Source organism: Myxococcus faecalis (assembly GCF_050039385.1).
GTDB lineage: Bacteria > Myxococcota > Myxococcia > Myxococcales > Myxococcaceae > Myxococcus > Myxococcus fulvus.
The window spans coordinates 4,517,714-4,532,765 of the sequence record NZ_CP144336.1 but is presented as its reverse complement, the minus strand read 5'-3'; the positions used below and the strand labels follow the sequence as shown (position 1 = coordinate 4,532,765).

General features: G+C 71.1%; 14 protein-coding genes. 9 read left to right on the top strand and 5 right to left on the bottom strand.

Going from position 1 to position 15,052, the window contains the following annotated elements; translation table 11 throughout:
* Together VZQ01_RS18125 and VZQ01_RS18120 are read right to left on the bottom strand one after the other, a co-directional pair.
* On the bottom strand, positions 1-939 hold the full coding sequence (locus VZQ01_RS18125; protein WP_426748482.1) for an ATP-grasp domain-containing protein: 939 nt from the start codon (positions 937-939) through the stop codon (positions 1-3).
* Positions 940-991: 52 nt separating this feature from the next.
* Positions 992-1,153, bottom strand: a complete 162-nt coding sequence (locus VZQ01_RS18120; protein WP_426748481.1) for a hypothetical protein — start codon at positions 1,151-1,153, stop codon at positions 992-994.
* A gap of 119 nt (positions 1,154-1,272) precedes the next feature.
* Between VZQ01_RS18120 and VZQ01_RS18115 the strand changes: the two genes are divergently transcribed.
* From VZQ01_RS18115 to VZQ01_RS18100, 4 genes are all read left to right on the top strand, one after another.
* Positions 1,273-2,184 carry a zinc metalloprotease gene (locus tag VZQ01_RS18115; RefSeq protein WP_426748480.1) on the top strand — a complete coding sequence of 304 codons (912 nt, stop codon included), beginning with the start codon at positions 1,273-1,275 and terminating at the stop codon, positions 2,182-2,184.
* Positions 2,185-2,284: 100 nt separating this feature from the next.
* A complete protein-coding gene (locus VZQ01_RS18110; protein WP_426748479.1) occupies positions 2,285-3,580 on the top strand; it encodes a M20/M25/M40 family metallo-hydrolase in 1,296 nt (431 codons plus the stop codon).
* A gap of 103 nt (positions 3,581-3,683) precedes the next feature.
* Positions 3,684-4,844 carry a pyridoxal-phosphate-dependent aminotransferase family protein gene (locus tag VZQ01_RS18105; RefSeq protein ID WP_267698477.1) on the top strand — a complete coding sequence of 387 codons (1,161 nt, stop codon included), beginning with the start codon at positions 3,684-3,686 and terminating at the stop codon, positions 4,842-4,844.
* 296 nt (positions 4,845-5,140) lie between these two features.
* Positions 5,141-5,749 carry a TIGR02265 family protein gene (locus VZQ01_RS18100; protein WP_223751866.1) on the top strand — a complete coding sequence of 203 codons (609 nt, stop codon included), beginning with the start codon at positions 5,141-5,143 and terminating at the stop codon, positions 5,747-5,749.
* A 10-nt stretch (positions 5,750-5,759) separates the two neighbouring features.
* Here the strand turns inward: VZQ01_RS18100 and VZQ01_RS18095 are convergent, their stop codons facing one another.
* Entirely contained in the window at positions 5,760-6,473 is a 714-nt protein-coding gene (locus VZQ01_RS18095; protein WP_223751865.1) for a ferritin-like domain-containing protein, read from the bottom strand.
* A gap of 11 nt (positions 6,474-6,484) precedes the next feature.
* Complete coding sequence (locus VZQ01_RS18090) at positions 6,485-7,174, bottom strand: hypothetical protein (RefSeq protein WP_426748478.1); 690 nt, start codon at positions 7,172-7,174, stop codon at positions 6,485-6,487.
* Positions 7,175-7,618: 444 nt separating this feature from the next.
* Here VZQ01_RS18090 and VZQ01_RS18085 point away from each other — a divergent pair, with 444 nt between their 5' ends.
* The 3 genes from VZQ01_RS18085 (at position 7,619) to VZQ01_RS18075 (ending at position 11,062) form a co-directional block, all read left to right on the top strand.
* The gene (locus tag VZQ01_RS18085) at positions 7,619-7,987 is read left to right on the top strand and encodes a response regulator (protein ID WP_141324131.1); all 369 of its coding nucleotides are present in this window, start codon (positions 7,619-7,621) and stop codon (positions 7,985-7,987) included.
* A 95-nt stretch (positions 7,988-8,082) separates the two neighbouring features.
* Positions 8,083-10,233: a cation:proton antiporter domain-containing protein gene (locus tag VZQ01_RS18080; protein WP_223782141.1), complete on the top strand. Its 2,151-nt coding sequence runs from the start codon at positions 8,083-8,085 to the stop codon at positions 10,231-10,233.
* A 10-nt stretch (positions 10,234-10,243) separates the two neighbouring features.
* Positions 10,244-11,062, top strand: coding sequence for a helix-turn-helix domain-containing protein (locus VZQ01_RS18075; RefSeq protein ID WP_223751862.1), 819 nt, complete (start codon positions 10,244-10,246; stop codon positions 11,060-11,062).
* 10 nt (positions 11,063-11,072) lie between these two features.
* On the opposite strand, the gene VZQ01_RS18070 is transcribed toward VZQ01_RS18075, so the two are convergent.
* Positions 11,073-11,822: a GNAT family N-acetyltransferase gene (locus VZQ01_RS18070; RefSeq protein ID WP_223751861.1), complete on the bottom strand. Its 750-nt coding sequence runs from the start codon at positions 11,820-11,822 to the stop codon at positions 11,073-11,075.
* A gap of 100 nt (positions 11,823-11,922) precedes the next feature.
* On the opposite strand from VZQ01_RS18070, the gene VZQ01_RS18065 reads away from it, so the two are divergent.
* Positions 11,923-12,381, top strand: a complete 459-nt coding sequence (locus VZQ01_RS18065; RefSeq protein ID WP_223782143.1) for a hypothetical protein — start codon at positions 11,923-11,925, stop codon at positions 12,379-12,381.
* Between the two features lie 157 nt (positions 12,382-12,538).
* The gene (gyrB, locus tag VZQ01_RS18060) at positions 12,539-14,992 is read left to right on the top strand and encodes a DNA topoisomerase (ATP-hydrolyzing) subunit B (protein WP_223751859.1); all 2,454 of its coding nucleotides are present in this window, start codon (positions 12,539-12,541) and stop codon (positions 14,990-14,992) included.
* The last annotated feature ends 60 nt before the right edge of the window (positions 14,993-15,052 follow it).

Sequence of the window (15,052 nt, the reverse complement as noted above, 5' to 3'; positions counted from 1 at the left end):
TCAGCCGCCCCGCGCGTGCTTCGCCAGCGCCCGCGTGAAGTGCCCGGCCACGTCCGTGCCTCCGCCCGCGTCGAAGCCGAGGAACATGGGCGAGCCGTTGAGCTCCAGGAACTTCAGCTCACCGTCCACGCCCCGCTTGAGGTCCAGCCCCGTCCAGCGCAGGCCGAGCACCTCGCACGCCCTCACGCACTGCCGCGCCACCGCGTCCGGGAGCACCACCTGCTCGATGCGCTCCTCGTTCTGCCGGAAGTCCAGCGCGGAGGTGACGATGTGCAGGCTCGCGATGACCTCGCCATCCAGCACGAAGACGCGGATGTCCTCGCCGGGCAGCAGCTCCTGGAAGGTGACGGGAGACGCGGCCAGCGCCGCGAGCCGCGCGTCCGTGAGGTCCTCCGGCAGGAGCTCCTGCGTCGCGGCCCCGCCCATGACGGGCTTGTAGGCCACGCGTCCGCCCGAGGCGAAGCGGCGCACCGCCTCCGGCTCGTTCGTCCACAGCGTGCGAGGCACCGGCAGCCCCGCGGCCCCGAGCGCGCTCAGCTGCACGGGCTTGTGCAGCCCCCAGTCCGCCGAGGGCGGGTTGTACAGCGGCACCCCCAACCGCTCCCACCGGCCCAGCACCCCCAACAGGAACGTGGCCTTCTCGCGGAACACGGTGAGCGTGGTGCGCCAGTCCTCCGCCATCGCCTCCGAGGCGTCGACCCCGTGCGCCAACGGATGCGTGTGCAGCCCGCGCAGGTACGCCGCGGCGGGGCGCCCCAGCTCGCGCCCGTCCACGCGGATGCCAGCCAGGTCCTCGGTCAGCGACATCCGCGTCTCGTCGGGGAACGTCAGCGTGTCCACCACGACGCTCGCCACACCCAGGGCCTCCAGCCTCCGGCCCACCTCCTGGATGTGGATGTCCTCCCGGGAGCCCACCAGTGCCACCACGCCAGTCGTCATGGACGCGAAGCGAAGCAGATGCTCGGTGGGAGCTCCAGGGACGCGCACCGCGTCAATCGCGCGGGCCGCTGTCCGGCGGCTTCGACTCCTCGCCCACCGCCATCGTCGTCATCGGCTTGGGGCCGCCGGGCTTCCCCGTCCCGGGCGGCTTCGGCGTCTCCCCCAGCTCCGTGATGAACAGCTCCCGCCGACGATGAATGGATTTGCGCGTCATGGTGTGTCCTCCACGGACATTCCAATCCCACCCCCCGCCGTCGCACCAGGGGACGGTTTGACTATGAGACAGCTTTTCGTGGAAAATACGTATTCCACGCATTTTCCGAGGAGTCGGGAATGTCCAGCTTCGTTGCGCGTCGCAGTGGCCGTTTCTCCGTGGTCATCGGTGTCCTGGCGTTGCTGTCCGGCTGTTCGAGCGCTCCGGAGTCCCAGCAGCCGGAGCCCACGCCTCCGGCGGCCGAGGAGCAGCCCGGTCAGCAGGCCATCGAGGGTCGCGGCTGCGGCGTGAACCCGACGCACGAGGAGATGGCGGACATGGAGCGCCGCTTCCAGTCGGAGCGCGCGGTGTCTGCCTTCGCGCGTCCGAACGGCTCGGTGAACATCCCCGTCTACTTCCACGTCATCAACAAGGGCACGGGCGTGGCGAACGGCGACATCACCACGGCCATGATTACCAACCAGATTGCGGTGCTGAACGCCGCGTACGCGAACACGCCGTTCAGGTTCACGCTGACGGCGACGGACCGCACGACGAACAGCACCTGGTACAACCTGGGCTCGGGCTCGTCCGCGGAGCGCGCGATGAAGACGGCGCTGCGCAAGGGCGGCAAGAACGCGCTCAACATCTACTCGGCGAACCTGAGCGGCGGCCTGCTCGGCTGGGCGACGTTCCCCTCCAGCTACGCCAGCAACCCGACGATGGACGGCGTGGTGATTCTGTACTCCAGCGTGCCGGGCGGCAGCGCGTCGCCGTACAACCTGGGTGACACGGGCACGCACGAGGTCGGCCACTGGCTGGGCCTGTACCACACGTTCCAGGGCGGCTGCTCCACCACGAACGACTCCGTCAGCGACACGCCGGCGGAGGCCTCGCCCGCGTACGGCTGCCCCACGGGTCGCAACACCTGCTCCGCCGCGGGCAACGACCCCATCACCAACTTCATGGACTACACGGACGACTCCTGCATGAACACGTTCACCACGGGCCAGGCGGCCCGCATGGACTCGCAGGCGCTGACCTACCGCTGAGCGCGGCCTGCTGAAGTCTCGACGCCGGGGCTCTGCATGGGGCTCCGGCGTCGTCGTTTTCAGTGACATCCTGTCGGCACCTGGGCTCCAATCCGCGCCCATGTCCGCGCTCATGTTGAAGGAAGACCGCTTCCTGGATGTGCTCCGCCGTCTCATCGCCCTGACGCCCCGGTTGCAGAACAACCTGGAGGCGGGGCTGGTGCCCCAGGAGCGGCTGGCCGCGCAGGTGGTGCTGGACACGCTGGCCCCGCACATCGCCAGCGGCTTCATCCACGCGGAGGCCCTCGCGTCCCAGGGCAACGAGTCGCGCGTCAGCCTGGTGCTCACCGTGAAGGGCACGGGCGAGGGCGCGGTGGGCTTCGTGGGCGCGCACTTCGACGTGGTCCCCGCGGACCAGGTCGCCGAGGGCTGGGAGCGCAGCCCCTTCGAGCTGTGGGAGGGCCCGGACGGCGTGCTCTACGGGCGCGGCGTCACCGACTGCCTGGGCCACGTCGCGGTGGCCACGGACCTGCTCGCGCAGCTGGCGGAGGCCAACGTGCGCCCGCGCCGCACGCTCAAGGTGGTGCTCATCGCCAACGAGGAGGCGGGGGATTTGCCCGGCCTGGGCCTGAGCTACGTGGCCGAGCAGGGCCGGCTCAAGGACCTGGTGGGCCAGCCGGTGTACTGGCTGGACAGCGCCAACTTCGGCCCCACCGTGGGCACCGCGGGCAACAGCGTGTGGGAGCTGAAGGTGACGGGCGTGGGCGGCCACTCGGGCATGCCGCAGAACTGCGTGAACGCGCTGGAGCTGGCGATGGCCGCGTCGCTGGAGCTGGGCCGCTGGTTCCACGCGCGCTACCCGCCCAACGAGGACGAGAAGCGCTGGGGCTTCCTCGCCACCTCCAGCCTCAAGGCCACCGTGATGGAGGCGGCCAACACCAAGGAGAACAAGATTCCCGGCGACGTGGTGGTGAAGGGTGACGTCCGCCTGACGCCCTTCCACGACATGGCCGAGGTGCGGCGCGCCACCGAGGACTTCGTGCGGGAGCTGGACGCGCGGCTGGAGCGCGGTGAGGTCCCCGCCGGCTGGCCTCGCACGCGCACCGAGGACGGGCGGCGCGGCCGGCTGGCCCTGCGCTTCCAGGGCGGCGGCACCGAGGGCATCGCGTGCCGGCTGGACTCGCCCGGCCTCCAGGCGCTGAAGGACGCGATGAAGGCCGTGCGCGGCGTGGACGCGCAGCCCTTCTCGCTCACCGGCTCGCTGCCCCTGGTGAGGGACCTGCAGCGCCAGGGCTGCGACGTGCAGATAACAGGCTTCGGGGACATGAAGTACTACCACGCGCCGAACGAGCAGGCGCACCTGCAGGACTTCCGGCAGGGGTTCTCCATCCTGTGGGAGCTGCTCGAAAGACTGTGAGTGCGCCCTGGCGGGGCCCACGCTCCCGCCCGTCGTCCCCCGTGCCTATACCGTGACGCCCAACCGCTCGGAGCCCCCGAGCCCCCTGAGGAGTGGTGACGCCGTGAGAGAACTGCTGATGATTCCGGGGCCCGTGGAGTTCGAGGAAGAGGTGCTGCGCGCGCTGGGCGCCCCCTCGCTCAGCCACACGGACCCGGCCTTCATCGTCACCTTCGGCCGGGCGCTGCAGCGGTTGCGCGAGGTGTGCCTCGCCCCTTCCGCGCAGCCCTTCGTCGTCTCCGGCTCCGGCACCCTGGCCATGGAGATGGCCGTGGCCAACCTGGTGGAGCCCGGCGACGCGGCCCTCGTGGTGAACACCGGTTACTTCAGTGACCGGATGGCGAAGATTCTCGAGCGGCACGGCGCGAAGGTGACGCACGTGCGCGCCTCCCCGGGCGACGCGCCCTCGGTGGCGGAGGTGAAGTCCCAGCTGGAGCGCGGCGGCTTCAAGGTGATGACCGTCACGCACGTGGATACGTCCACGGGCGTGCTCGCGCCGGTGGAGGGGCTGGTGAAGGCCGCGCGCGCGCTCGGCGTGCTGTCGGTGGTGGACGGCGTCTGCGCCACCGCGGGCGAGGTGTTCCACCAGGACGCGTGGGGCGCGGACGTGTACCTGACGGCGAGCCAGAAGGCGGTGGGCGTGCCGCCCGGCCTCGCGCTCGTCACCGCGAGCCCCCAGGCGATGGCGGCGTGGAAGGGCCGCAAGGCGCCGGTGGCCAGCGTGTACTCGGACTGGGCGGAGTGGCTGCCCATCATGGAGGCGTACGCGGGCGGCAAGCCCTCGTACTTCGCCACGCCGCCCGTCAACCTCGTCAGCGCGCTGGACGTGAGCCTGGGGCAGATTCTGGCCGAGGGCATGGAGGCGCGCTTCGCCCGTCACCAGCGCCTGGCCCGCGCCTTCCGCGCCGCGTGGAGCGCGCTGGGCCTGCGCCTCTTGCCCGTGTCGGAGGCGGTGACGGCGAACACGCTCAGCGCCGTCTACTACCCGGAGGGCGTGGACGCCTCGCTCGTCGGGCGCGTGAAGGCCGAGGGCGTGGTGATTGCCGGCGGGCTCCACCCGGACCTCAAGACGCGCTACTTCCGCGTGGGCCACATGAACCGCGTGGGCCCCGGCGACGTGCTCGTCACCGTGGGCGCCGTGGAGCGCGCCCTGCTCGCCGCCGGTCACCGGGCGGAGGCCGGCGCGGGCCTGCGCGCCGCCGAGTCCGTGCTCGCCGCCCGCTGACCCGGGCGCCGCCCGGGAAGGGCCCTTCCCCGCACCTCCCAGGTCCCCCGCACTCCGAGGGACCTCCAGGCTCGTGGCCTCCGAGACGTCCATGTGCCTGGAATCCGGGCGTTTCGTACGCTGGCGGAACCTGGTCCGGACCCCGGGGCCATCTCGAACCATTCGACAGGGGTAGAAAAATATGAGAGGGTTGGCACCTAGGAAGTGGGGGGAATCCGGCGAACACAGAAAGACCTGAGCAGCGCCGGACGTGTCCCCTGAGCCGAGGCAGTGCGAGCCCCTCGGGGGAGACGACCATGTACGTGAGCATGGATGTGAGCGGTGGTGGCGCGGCGTGGGAGCTGGAGCAGCGTCGGCTGGCCGCGACCGAGGACGACCAGGCGCGCGGGATGTTCTTCCGCGGCGCGCTGCACGTCATCGCGTTCCTGGGCGGAGAGGGCTCCGTCGCGCGGTGCAAGGGCGTGGCGGGCGTGTGGGAAATCAACCCGTTCCAGCTCTACTCGGTGTCGCGCTACCTGCGCATGGTGTCCACGGCGGCGCGGCTGCTGGCGCCCCGGCAGGGCGGCTTCGACGAGGTGCTCGAGCGCATGGGCGCGCAGGCCACGGTGGACTTCCTGGCGTCGCTGTTCGGTCGGGAGCTCCTGGCGGAGTCGGCGGGCAGTCCCCGCCTGCTGCTCGAGTCCCTGGGTGACGCGTACCGCATGGCGGTGAGCTACGGGGAGCGCTACCCGGTGTGGACGGGCGAGCGCAGCGCGCGCTTCATCATGCGCCGCGACTTCATGCCCGCCGCGTACCACGAGGGCGTGCTGCGCGGCGCGCTGGAGGCGGTGGGCGCCCGCGACGTGCGCGTGAGCGGGCGGCAGGTGGCGCTGCTGGACAGCGAGTTCGAGCTGTCCTGGCGGTAGGGCTTCTTCGTCAGCCCGCGTCTCCGACGGCGAGGTCGGGCTCCGCGCCCAGCCCCTCGCCGCCGCCCAACTCCTCGGTGGAGGCGACGAAGGGGCGGGGCACCACGCGCGAGGCGTCGAGCGCGGGCGCCATCTCCAGGCGCGATTCGACGAGGGCCGTGAGCACCGCGAAGTGCTGCGCGTGGATGCCCTGGATGGAGGCGAGCACGAAGCGCGTGTTCGGCGTCTGGATGGAGGCGAGCACGCGGGTGAAGGCGATGATGGAGCGGCGCTCCTCGTTGGCCGACAGCTTCAGGACGTTGCCGACGGAGGGCTTGAAGCCCGCGGGCGGCGCGTAGGAGACCGTGTCCTCGCGCACGGGGATGGCGCCCAGGTCCGTCATCGTCCGGGCGAGCAGCGCCGCGTGCGCGGCGTGATGCTGCTGGAAGGCCTGCGCCAGCCCGAGCGCGAGCACGGCCAGCTCCCGCTCCGCCTGGGGGCGCGCCGGGTCATCGCGCGCGGCCACGAGGCGCGAGGTGGCCTGGGCGTAGGCCGCGACGAGCGAGTACTCGGCGGCGAGCAGCGTGTTGAGGGCGCCCACCTCCCGGGCGCGCTCGATGGGGTTCACCTCCTGGTTCGGCCGGTACTCCATGGGGGCATCACAGGCCCCGAGCGCGTGGGCGCCCGTGGCGAGGCCCAGGCATTGGAGGACGCGGCGGCGGGCGAGGCGCGGGTTCGCAGTCATGGGGGGCTCCTTCAGCGGGTCACGTCGTAGAAGGGCAGCCCGGTCTCGTCGTCGAGGCCCGCGCCGTCGTCCAGGCTGATGGCCAGCGTGCGCGGAACCCACGCGGCGACGAGGCTCGCGAGCGCGTCCGCGGGCTGGTTCGCGGTGGCCGCGGGCGGGGTGGCGAGGCCGCGCGCGAGCAGGTTCAGCACGACGAAGCGCTGGGAGGCGACCGCGCCGAGGCTCGCGGCGAGCCCCCCGTTGGCGTCGAGCCTCAGGGCGGTCTGCGCCTGGGTGCAGGTGAGGGCGCACGCCTTCTCCAGGTTGGTCAGCAGGTCGAGCGCGTTCTGGAGGCAGGGCGCGAAGTCCTCGGGGAGCCTCGCCGTGCCCGCGCCCACGTCGTCGGTGCCTCGCTGCTGGACGAGCGCGTCCACCAGCCGTTCGGCGTGCTCCGCGTGCTGCTGGCGGAAGCGCGAGAGGAGCGCCTCGAGCAGCCCCCGGAAGGCGAACAGCGCGTCGGTGGCGGGCGCGGCCGCGAGCACGCCGGCCAGGGCGTCATGCGTCGCGACGGCGTCACGCTCGGCGGCGAGCAGCGCGCGCACCACCGGCAGGTCCTCCTTGATGCTTCGCTGGGCCTGGGCGCGCGGGGCGGCCGTGAGCAGGCCCAGCCCCGCGACGGCGGCGTGCCCCAGCGCGGCACGGCGAGAGAGTGCTTCGGTCATGGTGCCCCCCGGCTTCCGTCCGCGCGCGCTGGCGGGCCTCCATGGCCCCCTTCGGTCCTCGCGCGGGCGAGGCAAGGAGATGGGGGCGGGCCCTCTCGCGCGCACGTCGTGAAACACGGGGACGGTGTCTCCGAGACAGAGGATGTCGCACCCTTAGGTCTCGGGGGTGAGGCCCCGTTCGCCCCCGAACGCGTATCGACTCCCAGCACCCGAGAGTCCGCGCGGTCGCTCGTCACCCAGCGCGCTTCACTGCTTCACGAGGAATCCCCAGATGCACACGCCGCCGTTGGCTCGTATTGGCCAATGCTCAACACCGCGCCGACAACACGACACGAGCCTGGGGCGGGGCGCCCGCCTCCCGTCGAGACATGTGACGTATGCGTGGGTGGCGCGAGATAGTCTCGAGGCCGTCGGGTGGTGGGGTCGAGAGAAGGAGGCGAGTGCGTGACTGGGCCGTTGCTGGTGGTGGACGACGACGCGGACCTGCGCGAGGCACTGGAGGAGGTGCTGCGCGACGCGGGCTATTCGGTGACGGGGGCCATCAATGGCAAGCACGCGCTCGACGTCCTCGGGGACATGTCGTCGCTGCCCGTGCTCGTGCTGCTCGACATGATGATGCCCGTGCTGGATGGCGCCGGCTTCGCGCGGGCCATGCGCCAGGTGCCCGCGTGGCGTGACATCCCCGTGCTCGTCTTCTCCGCGTCCGCCAACGCCCGTCAGGTGGCCGAGGAGATTGGCGCGTGTGGACACCTGCGCAAGCCCGTGGACGTGGACACGCTGCTGGACGCCGTGCGCAGGCACCAGGCGGCCTGACGTCCGTCGCCTCCCCGCGCGCAATGTGCGTTTGACGCTTCGCGAGGTGGGCTGGTAAGTGCTCACTTAACAGGCGCGTTGCCGAAGGAGGCCGGATGCATTTCAACCCGCTCACCCTGCTCATCACGCAGCTCATCGTCATCATCGGCGTGTCGAGGTTGATTGGCCGGGGCGCGCGCTGGTTGGGCCAACCGCTGGTCATCGCGGAGGTGGTGGCGGGCATCGTGCTGGGGCCGTCGCTGTTGGGGTGGCTGGCGCCGGACCTGATGGACGCGCTGTTCCCGGCCAGCTCCATGCCCGTGCTCAAGATGTTGAGCCAGGTGGGCCTGGTGCTGTTCATGTTCCTCATCGGACTGGAGCTGGACCCGAAGATGCTCAAGGGCCGGGGCCATGCGTCGGTGGCCATCAGCCACACGAGCATCGTGGTGCCCTTCATCCTGGGCGCGGTGGCGGGCGCGCTGTGGCTCTACAAGTCGCTGTCGGACCCGAGCGTGCCGTTCTCCTCGTTCGTGCTCTTCATGGGCGTGGCGATGAGCATCACGGCCTTCCCGGTGCTCGCGCGCATCCTCGCCGAGCGCGGGCTGCTGCAGTCGCGCATCGGCGCCATCGCGATTACGTGCGCCGCGGTGGATGACGTCACGGCGTGGTGCCTGCTGGCCTTCGTGGTGTCCATCGTCCGCGCGGCGAGCCTGGCGGAGGCGGCGCTCACCACGGCGTTCGCGGTGGGCTACATCGCGTTCATGCTGCTGGCGGTGCGGCCGTTCCTCGCCCGGCTGGGCGCGCGCGTGGCCAGCCGCGAGGGCCTGACGCAGAACGTGGTGGCGGGCACGCTGCTGTTGCTGCTCGCGAGCGCGCTCGCCACGGAGCTCATCGGCATCCACGCGCTCTTCGGCGCGTTCCTCTTCGGCGCCGTCATCCCCAAGGAGGGGGGGCTGGCCGAGGCGCTGGTGGAGAAGCTGGAGGACACGGCGGTGGTGCTGCTCCTGCCCCTGTTCTTCGCCTTCAGCGGCCTGCGCACGCAGATTGGCCTGCTCAACACGCCGGAGGCCTGGATGACCTGCGGGGTCATCATCCTGCTGGCCTGTCTGGGCAAGTTCGGCGGCAGCGCGGTGGCGGCGCGGCTGACGGGCATGCGCTGGCGCGAGGCGGGCGCCGTCGGCATCCTGATGAACACGCGCGGGTTGATGGAGCTCATCGTCCTCAACCTGGGCCTGGACCTGGGCGTCATCTCGCCCACGCTCTTCACCATGATGGTCATCATGGCGCTGGTGACCACGTTCATGACCACGCCGCTGCTGCGCCTCATCTACCCGCTGGAGGAGATGGCGCGCGACAAGCTGGAGCTGGCGCCGGTCATGGCCCCGGGCCTGACGCCCTACACGATGCTGATGTGCGTCTCCCATCAGCAGGCCGGGCCGGGCATGGCCACGCTGGCCAAGGCGCTCTCCGGCACGGAGGCCACGCAACTGCACGCCCTGCACCTGGTGCACCCGGAGCGCGTGTCCCTGCGCGAGGCCGAGCCGCGCGCAGGTGTGTCCGAGGAGTCCGCCGAGGGCGAGGGCGCGCTGGCGCCGCTGCTCGGCCGGGCGCGGAGCCTGGGGCTGTCGGTGCGGCCGCTGTCGTTCGTGTCCACGGAGCCCGCGCAGGACATCCGCCGCACGGCCGAGGCCCGGCGCGCGGACCTGGTGCTGCTGGGCTGGCACAAGCCGCTGTTCAGCCAGACGGTGCTGGGCGGCACGGTGCACGAGGTGATGAAGGACGCGGCCGGCGGCACGGTGGCGGTGCTGGTGGACCGGGGCCTGTCCGACGTGAAGCGGGTGCTGGTGCCCTTCATCGGCAGCCGGCATGACCGCGCGGCGCTGAAGCTGGCGCGGCGGCTGATGAAGCAGGCGGGCGCGGACGTCACCGTGCTGCACGTGACGTCCCACGAGAACACCCACGCGCGCGCGCAGGTGGAGGAGCTGTTCCCCGCGGCGGAGGGCTCGGCCGTGCGGCTGAAGGTGGTGCGGCACGAGTCCCCGGAGGACGCGGTGCTCGAGGAGATCCGCCAGGGAGGCTACGACCTGCTGGTGGTGGGCATGGGCGCGCAGTGGGGCCTGGAGGACCGCGTCTTCGGGCTGCACCGCGAGCGCATCATCCGGGACGCGCCGGGCTCGCTGCTCGTGGTGCACGAGTCGGAGCCGGTGACCCAGGCCGTCGCCGCCGCGGACCCGGTCTCCCCTCGGACGGCGGCCTCGAGGAGCTGAGCACACCACCATGCACCTGGGTGCGACGCTGCGACTGTTGCGGGTGGACGCGGGCCTGTCCCTGAGGGACCTGGCAAGGCGCATCGGTGTGTCGAGCGCGTACCTCAGCCGGGTGGAGAACGGCGTGGACGCGCCGCCCACGGTGGAGCGGCTCACGGCGATTGCCCGGGAGCTGGACGTGCCTCCCAGCCTGTTGATGGATGTGGCGAACCGGGTCAGCCCCTACGTGTCCGAGTACCTGGAGGACGTGCCGGGCTCCGGGACGCTCTTCCTGGAGCTGGCGCGGCGTCGGCTGTCGGGGGCGCAGCTGGCCCGGGTGCGCGACTTCCTGGACGCGGAGTTCCCCGTGCGCAGGGGGCCCTCGGACGCGCCGGTGCCGGCGCTGGCGCCGCTCCTGGCGCCCGAGCGGATGGTGCTCCAGCTGTCCTGCGAGGGCTGGGAGGACGTGCTGGACGTGGTGGCGGGGCGGCTGGCGGTGGAGCTGCCCGGCGTGGACGCGCCGCGCCTGGCGGAGAGCCTGCGCCGGCGCGACATCACGTCCTCGTGCGCGGTGGGCGGCGAGGTGGCCGTGCCCCACGTCTTCGTGCCGGGCGCATCCCCCGTGGCGGCCCTGGTGACGCTGGCCAAGGGGCTGGCGGTGGACACGCCCGACGGCCGTCCGCTGCGGCTGGTGGTGGCGGCGGTGGACGGGGAGCTGGGGCGCGTGCGGCTGGTGCGCATGGCGCACGTGGCCCGGCTCGCCGCGCGAGGGCTGTCCGCGCGGCTCGGCGAGGCGCGCCAGCCCTCGCAGGTGTTCGCCATCCTGGAGGAACTGGAGGCGCTGCGCTGAGGCTTTCTCCTCAAGCGACGCGCGCCCAGTTCACCCAGTCCCCCAGCTCGCGGTAGCCGAGCTTGCGGTACACGCTCCGGCCCTGCTCGGTGGCCTGGAGCACGGAGGCGGCGAGGCCCCGGGCGCGGGCCCCGGAGAGCAGGCCCTTCATCACCTCCGCGGCCAGCCCCCGGCCCCGCGCCTCCGGCAGCGTGACGACCATGTACACGCCCGCGGTGTCGTCCACGTCCAGGCTGAAGCCGCACGCCAGCGCGCGGCCCTGCTCGCGCGCGACCAGCGTGTGCACGGGCAGCCGGGGCGGCTGGTTCCACACGCAGAGGAGGTCGTCCCACTTGCCCCAGACGCGGACGTTGAGCGCCACCATCTCCTCCTGGGATTCGGTCTCCACGAGGGGGAAGGTGGGGCGCTCGTCCGGGATGTCCGCCAGCGCCAGCCCCATGGCGGGCAGCCGGTTGTCGGGGCGATAGCCGTGCGCGCCCAGCAGCCTGGCCCCTTCGTCCTGGCCGGGCAGCACCGCCACGCGCCAGGCGGGGATGCCCTGGCGCCGGTAGAAGTCCTCCAGCGCGGGCAGTCCCTCGGCGAGCGCCTGGGTCGTCCGGAAGCAGGCCTGCTGGAAGTGGGACTCGGCGGGATGGGTCGGCAGGCTGAAGGCATCCAGGCCCGGGGCGCCGAAGTGGCGCAGCATGCCCCGCTCCCGTTGCAGGTGCTTGAAGGCGATGACGTTGGTGAGGAGGCGGTCGTTCAGTTCGGCATCGGTCATGGGACGCCCCCAGCCTAGGGTGCCCGCGCCGGGCGGCGAACATCGCACCGCGCAAAAGCGCGCACCCGTCCTCCAGGACGGGTAGGGTGCGCCCGCACTCATGACGAGCCAGCGCTTCTACGCCTTCGACCCTCGCGTCCCCCGTATCGCGCTCTTCCTGGGCGCCTGCGTGCTGGCGGTATTGACGGCCTGGGCCCTGGCCAACGCCCAGGACGGCGGCGGCGTGCAGGAGCTGGCTCGCGCCGGGGTGAGCGCGGGGCTGATGCTCGCCTTCCTCGTGGCCCTCCACCGGCTGCGCCCGCGCACCGGCTGGGGCGTCACCCTGGACGCGCGCGGCGTGCGCGTGGCCCGCCCCTTCAGCGCCAGCGAGCTGGATTTGCACTGGGGCCAGATTGATTCAGTGCGCCGGCTCGGTCGGCGGGGGAACGTGCTCGGTCTGTTCCTCAAGGAAGAGGGACGGGTGCTCGTCACCCGGCATCTCTTCGCCCGCAAAGCTGTTTTCGAGGAGTTGATCTCCGCGCTGGAGGAGCGCCTGCCGCCGCCGCGGTTCGACGCCTGAACCCCCGCTCCCGGGGCGCCGCCGCCCGAGGGGGCGGCCAAGCGATTTTCACGAATATTTACGCAGCTTTGCGCGGGCTCGTTACTCTTGTTCAGTGTGCCTCTAAATGGTAGGCACAGGCCTTCTGCAAGGCTCCTTTTCCCAAGGACAGCATCACATGGAAAAGACCCCCGCTACTGGCGCCGAGGTCGCTTTGCCGCCCGTGGAGTATGGGACCGATAGCATCACCAAGCTCGAGGGCCTGGAGGCCGTTCGCAAGCGCCCTGGCATGTACATCGGCGACACGATGACCTACGGGCTCCACAAGCTCGTGTACGAGGTCGTCGACAACGCCGTGGACGAGGCGCTCGCGGGCCACTGCACGGACATCGAGGTCGTCATCCACGTGGACGGCTCGCTGAGCGTCCAGGACAACGGGCGCGGCATCCCCGTGGGTCCTCACCCCGACCCCAAGTTCAAGGGCAAGGACACGCTGGAGGTCGTCCTCACGGAGCTGCACGCCGGCAGCAAGTTCGGCAACGGGGCCTACAAGGTCTCCGGCGGACTGCACGGCGTGGGCGTCACGTGCGTGAACTTCCTCTCGGAGTGGTTCAAGGTCCGCGTCCAGCGCGCCGGCAAGGTGTTCGAGCAGGCCTACTCCCGAGGCGTCTCGCAGGGGGCGCCGCAGGAGGTGGGCACCACCGACAAGCGCGGCACGCTCATCGCGTTCAAGCCGGACAGCACCGTGATGGAGACGGTGGACTTCAACTTCGAGACGCTCAGCCAGCGGCTGCGTGAGCTGGCGTTCCTCAACGCGGGGCTGCACATCAGCATCCGCGACGAGCGCACGAACAAGGAGCACGACTTCAAGTTCGACGGAGGCATCTCCTCGTTCGTGGAGTTCCTCAACAAGTCGAAGCAGGTGCTGCACGACAAGCCCATCGCCTTCCAGGTGGAGAAGGACGGCGTGTCGCTCGAGCTGGCCATGCAGTGGAACGACGGCTACGACGAGCGCATCTACACCTTCGCCAACAACATCAACACCCACGAGGGTGGCAGCCACCTGTCCGGCTTCAAGGCCGCGCTGACGCGCACGCTCAACAGCTACGCGGAGAAGGGTGGCCTCTGGAAGGACCTGAAGGAGGCGCCCGCGGGCGAGGACGCGCGCGAGGGCCTGTCCGCGGTCATCTCCGTGAAGCTGCCCAACCCCCAGTTCGAGGGGCAGACGAAGACGAAGCTGGGCAACAGCGAGGTGAAGGGCCTGGTCGAGCAGATGGTCAACGACCAGCTCGCCACCTTCCTGGAAGAGACGCCCATGGTGGGCAAGAAGATCGTCGCCAAGATTGGCGATGCGTGCCGGGCGCGCATCGCGGCGCGCAAGGCGCGTGAGACGGTGCGCCGCAAGGGCGTGCTGGACGGCGGCGGCCTCCCCGGGAAGCTGGCGGACTGCCAGAGCCGCGACCCGCACGAGAGCGAGCTGTACATCGTCGAGGGTGACTCCGCAGGTGGCTCCGCGAAGCAGGGGCGGGACAGGCGCAACCAGGCCATCCTCCCGTTGCGCGGCAAGATTCTGAACGTGGAGAAGGCGCGCTTCGAGAAGATGCTGACGAGCGCCGAAATCGTCACGCTCATCACGGCGCTGGGCACGGGCATCGGGCCGGAGGACTACAACCCGGAGAAGTCGCGCTACCACCGCATCATCCTGATGACGGACGCCGACGTGGACGGCAGCCACATCCGCACGCTGCTGCTGACGTTCTTCTTCCGGCAGATGCCGGAGCTCCTGCAGAAGGGCTACCTCTACATCGCGCAGCCGCCGCTCTACAAAGTCACGCGCAACAAGAAGGACAAGTACGTCAAGGACCAGCGCGCGCTGGACGAGTACCTGCTGGGCATCGCCACGGAGCACGGGCGGGTGCTGACGCCCTCGGGCGAGGTGGGTGGGGCGGACCTGAAGGCGCTGCTCGAGAAGGTGATTACGTACGAGGAGCGGCTGGAGAAGCAGGCGAAGCGGCGCGACGCGCGGGTGGTGGACGCGGTGGTGCAGGGCGCGCGGCTGACGTCGGAGGTGCTGGGCGACGAGGCGGCGCTGGCGGCGGCGGTGAAGGGCGCGTACGCGGAGTTCGAGCGGCGCATGCCGGACGTGCTGGGCCGGGTGTCGCACGAGGTGGAGACGGACACGGAGAACGGGACGAAGAAGCTGGTGTTCCGCACGGACGTGAACGGCGCGATGCGGCCGACGGTGTTCGACCACGCGTTCCTGTCGTCGCCGGAGTACGTGGAGCTGGTGGCCCTGCGGGATGCGTTCAAGTCCCTGGGGGACGCGCCGTACAAGGTGAAGGTGGATGCCGGGACGGTGACGGCGTACTCGGTGCAGGAGGTCCACGCGGCGCTGCGCAAGGACGCGCAGAAGGGCCTGGGCCTGCAGCGCTACAAGGGTCTGGGCGAGATGAACCCGGAGCAGCTCTGGGACACGACGATGAATCCGCTCACGCGCACGCTGCTGCAGGTGCGGGTGGAGGACGCGGTGGAGAGCGACGAAATCTTCTCGCTGCTGATGGGCGAGGCGGTGGAGCCGCGGCGCGAGTTCATCGAGCGCAACGCGCTGGACGTGCAGAACCTCGACATCTGAGGCGGCGTCTCCCGGCCTGAGGCCGGGGATGCGCGGACTCATGGGGCGCGGTGCCGGAAG

Coding starts and splice junctions, on each gene's coding strand:
- VZQ01_RS18125 (WP_426748482.1), bottom strand. CDS start 939: ATGACGACTGGCGTGGTGGCACTGGTGGGCTCCCGGGAGGACATCCAC.
- VZQ01_RS18120 (WP_426748481.1), bottom strand. CDS start 1,153: ATGACGCGCAAATCCATTCATCGTCGGCGGGAGCTGTTCATCACGGAG.
- VZQ01_RS18115 (WP_426748480.1), top strand. CDS start 1,273: ATGTCCAGCTTCGTTGCGCGTCGCAGTGGCCGTTTCTCCGTGGTCATC.
- VZQ01_RS18110 (WP_426748479.1), top strand. CDS start 2,285: ATGTCCGCGCTCATGTTGAAGGAAGACCGCTTCCTGGATGTGCTCCGC.
- VZQ01_RS18100 (WP_223751866.1), top strand. CDS start 5,141: ATGTACGTGAGCATGGATGTGAGCGGTGGTGGCGCGGCGTGGGAGCTG.
- VZQ01_RS18095 (WP_223751865.1), bottom strand. CDS start 6,473: ATGACTGCGAACCCGCGCCTCGCCCGCCGCCGCGTCCTCCAATGCCTG.
- VZQ01_RS18090 (WP_426748478.1), bottom strand. CDS start 7,174: ATGACCGAAGCACTCTCTCGCCGTGCCGCGCTGGGGCACGCCGCCGTC.
- VZQ01_RS18080 (WP_223782141.1), top strand. CDS start 8,083: ATGCATTTCAACCCGCTCACCCTGCTCATCACGCAGCTCATCGTCATC.
- VZQ01_RS18075 (WP_223751862.1), top strand. CDS start 10,244: ATGCACCTGGGTGCGACGCTGCGACTGTTGCGGGTGGACGCGGGCCTG.
- VZQ01_RS18070 (WP_223751861.1), bottom strand. CDS start 11,822: ATGACCGATGCCGAACTGAACGACCGCCTCCTCACCAACGTCATCGCC.
- VZQ01_RS18065 (WP_223782143.1), top strand. CDS start 11,923: ATGACGAGCCAGCGCTTCTACGCCTTCGACCCTCGCGTCCCCCGTATC.
- gyrB (WP_223751859.1), top strand. CDS start 12,539: ATGGAAAAGACCCCCGCTACTGGCGCCGAGGTCGCTTTGCCGCCCGTG.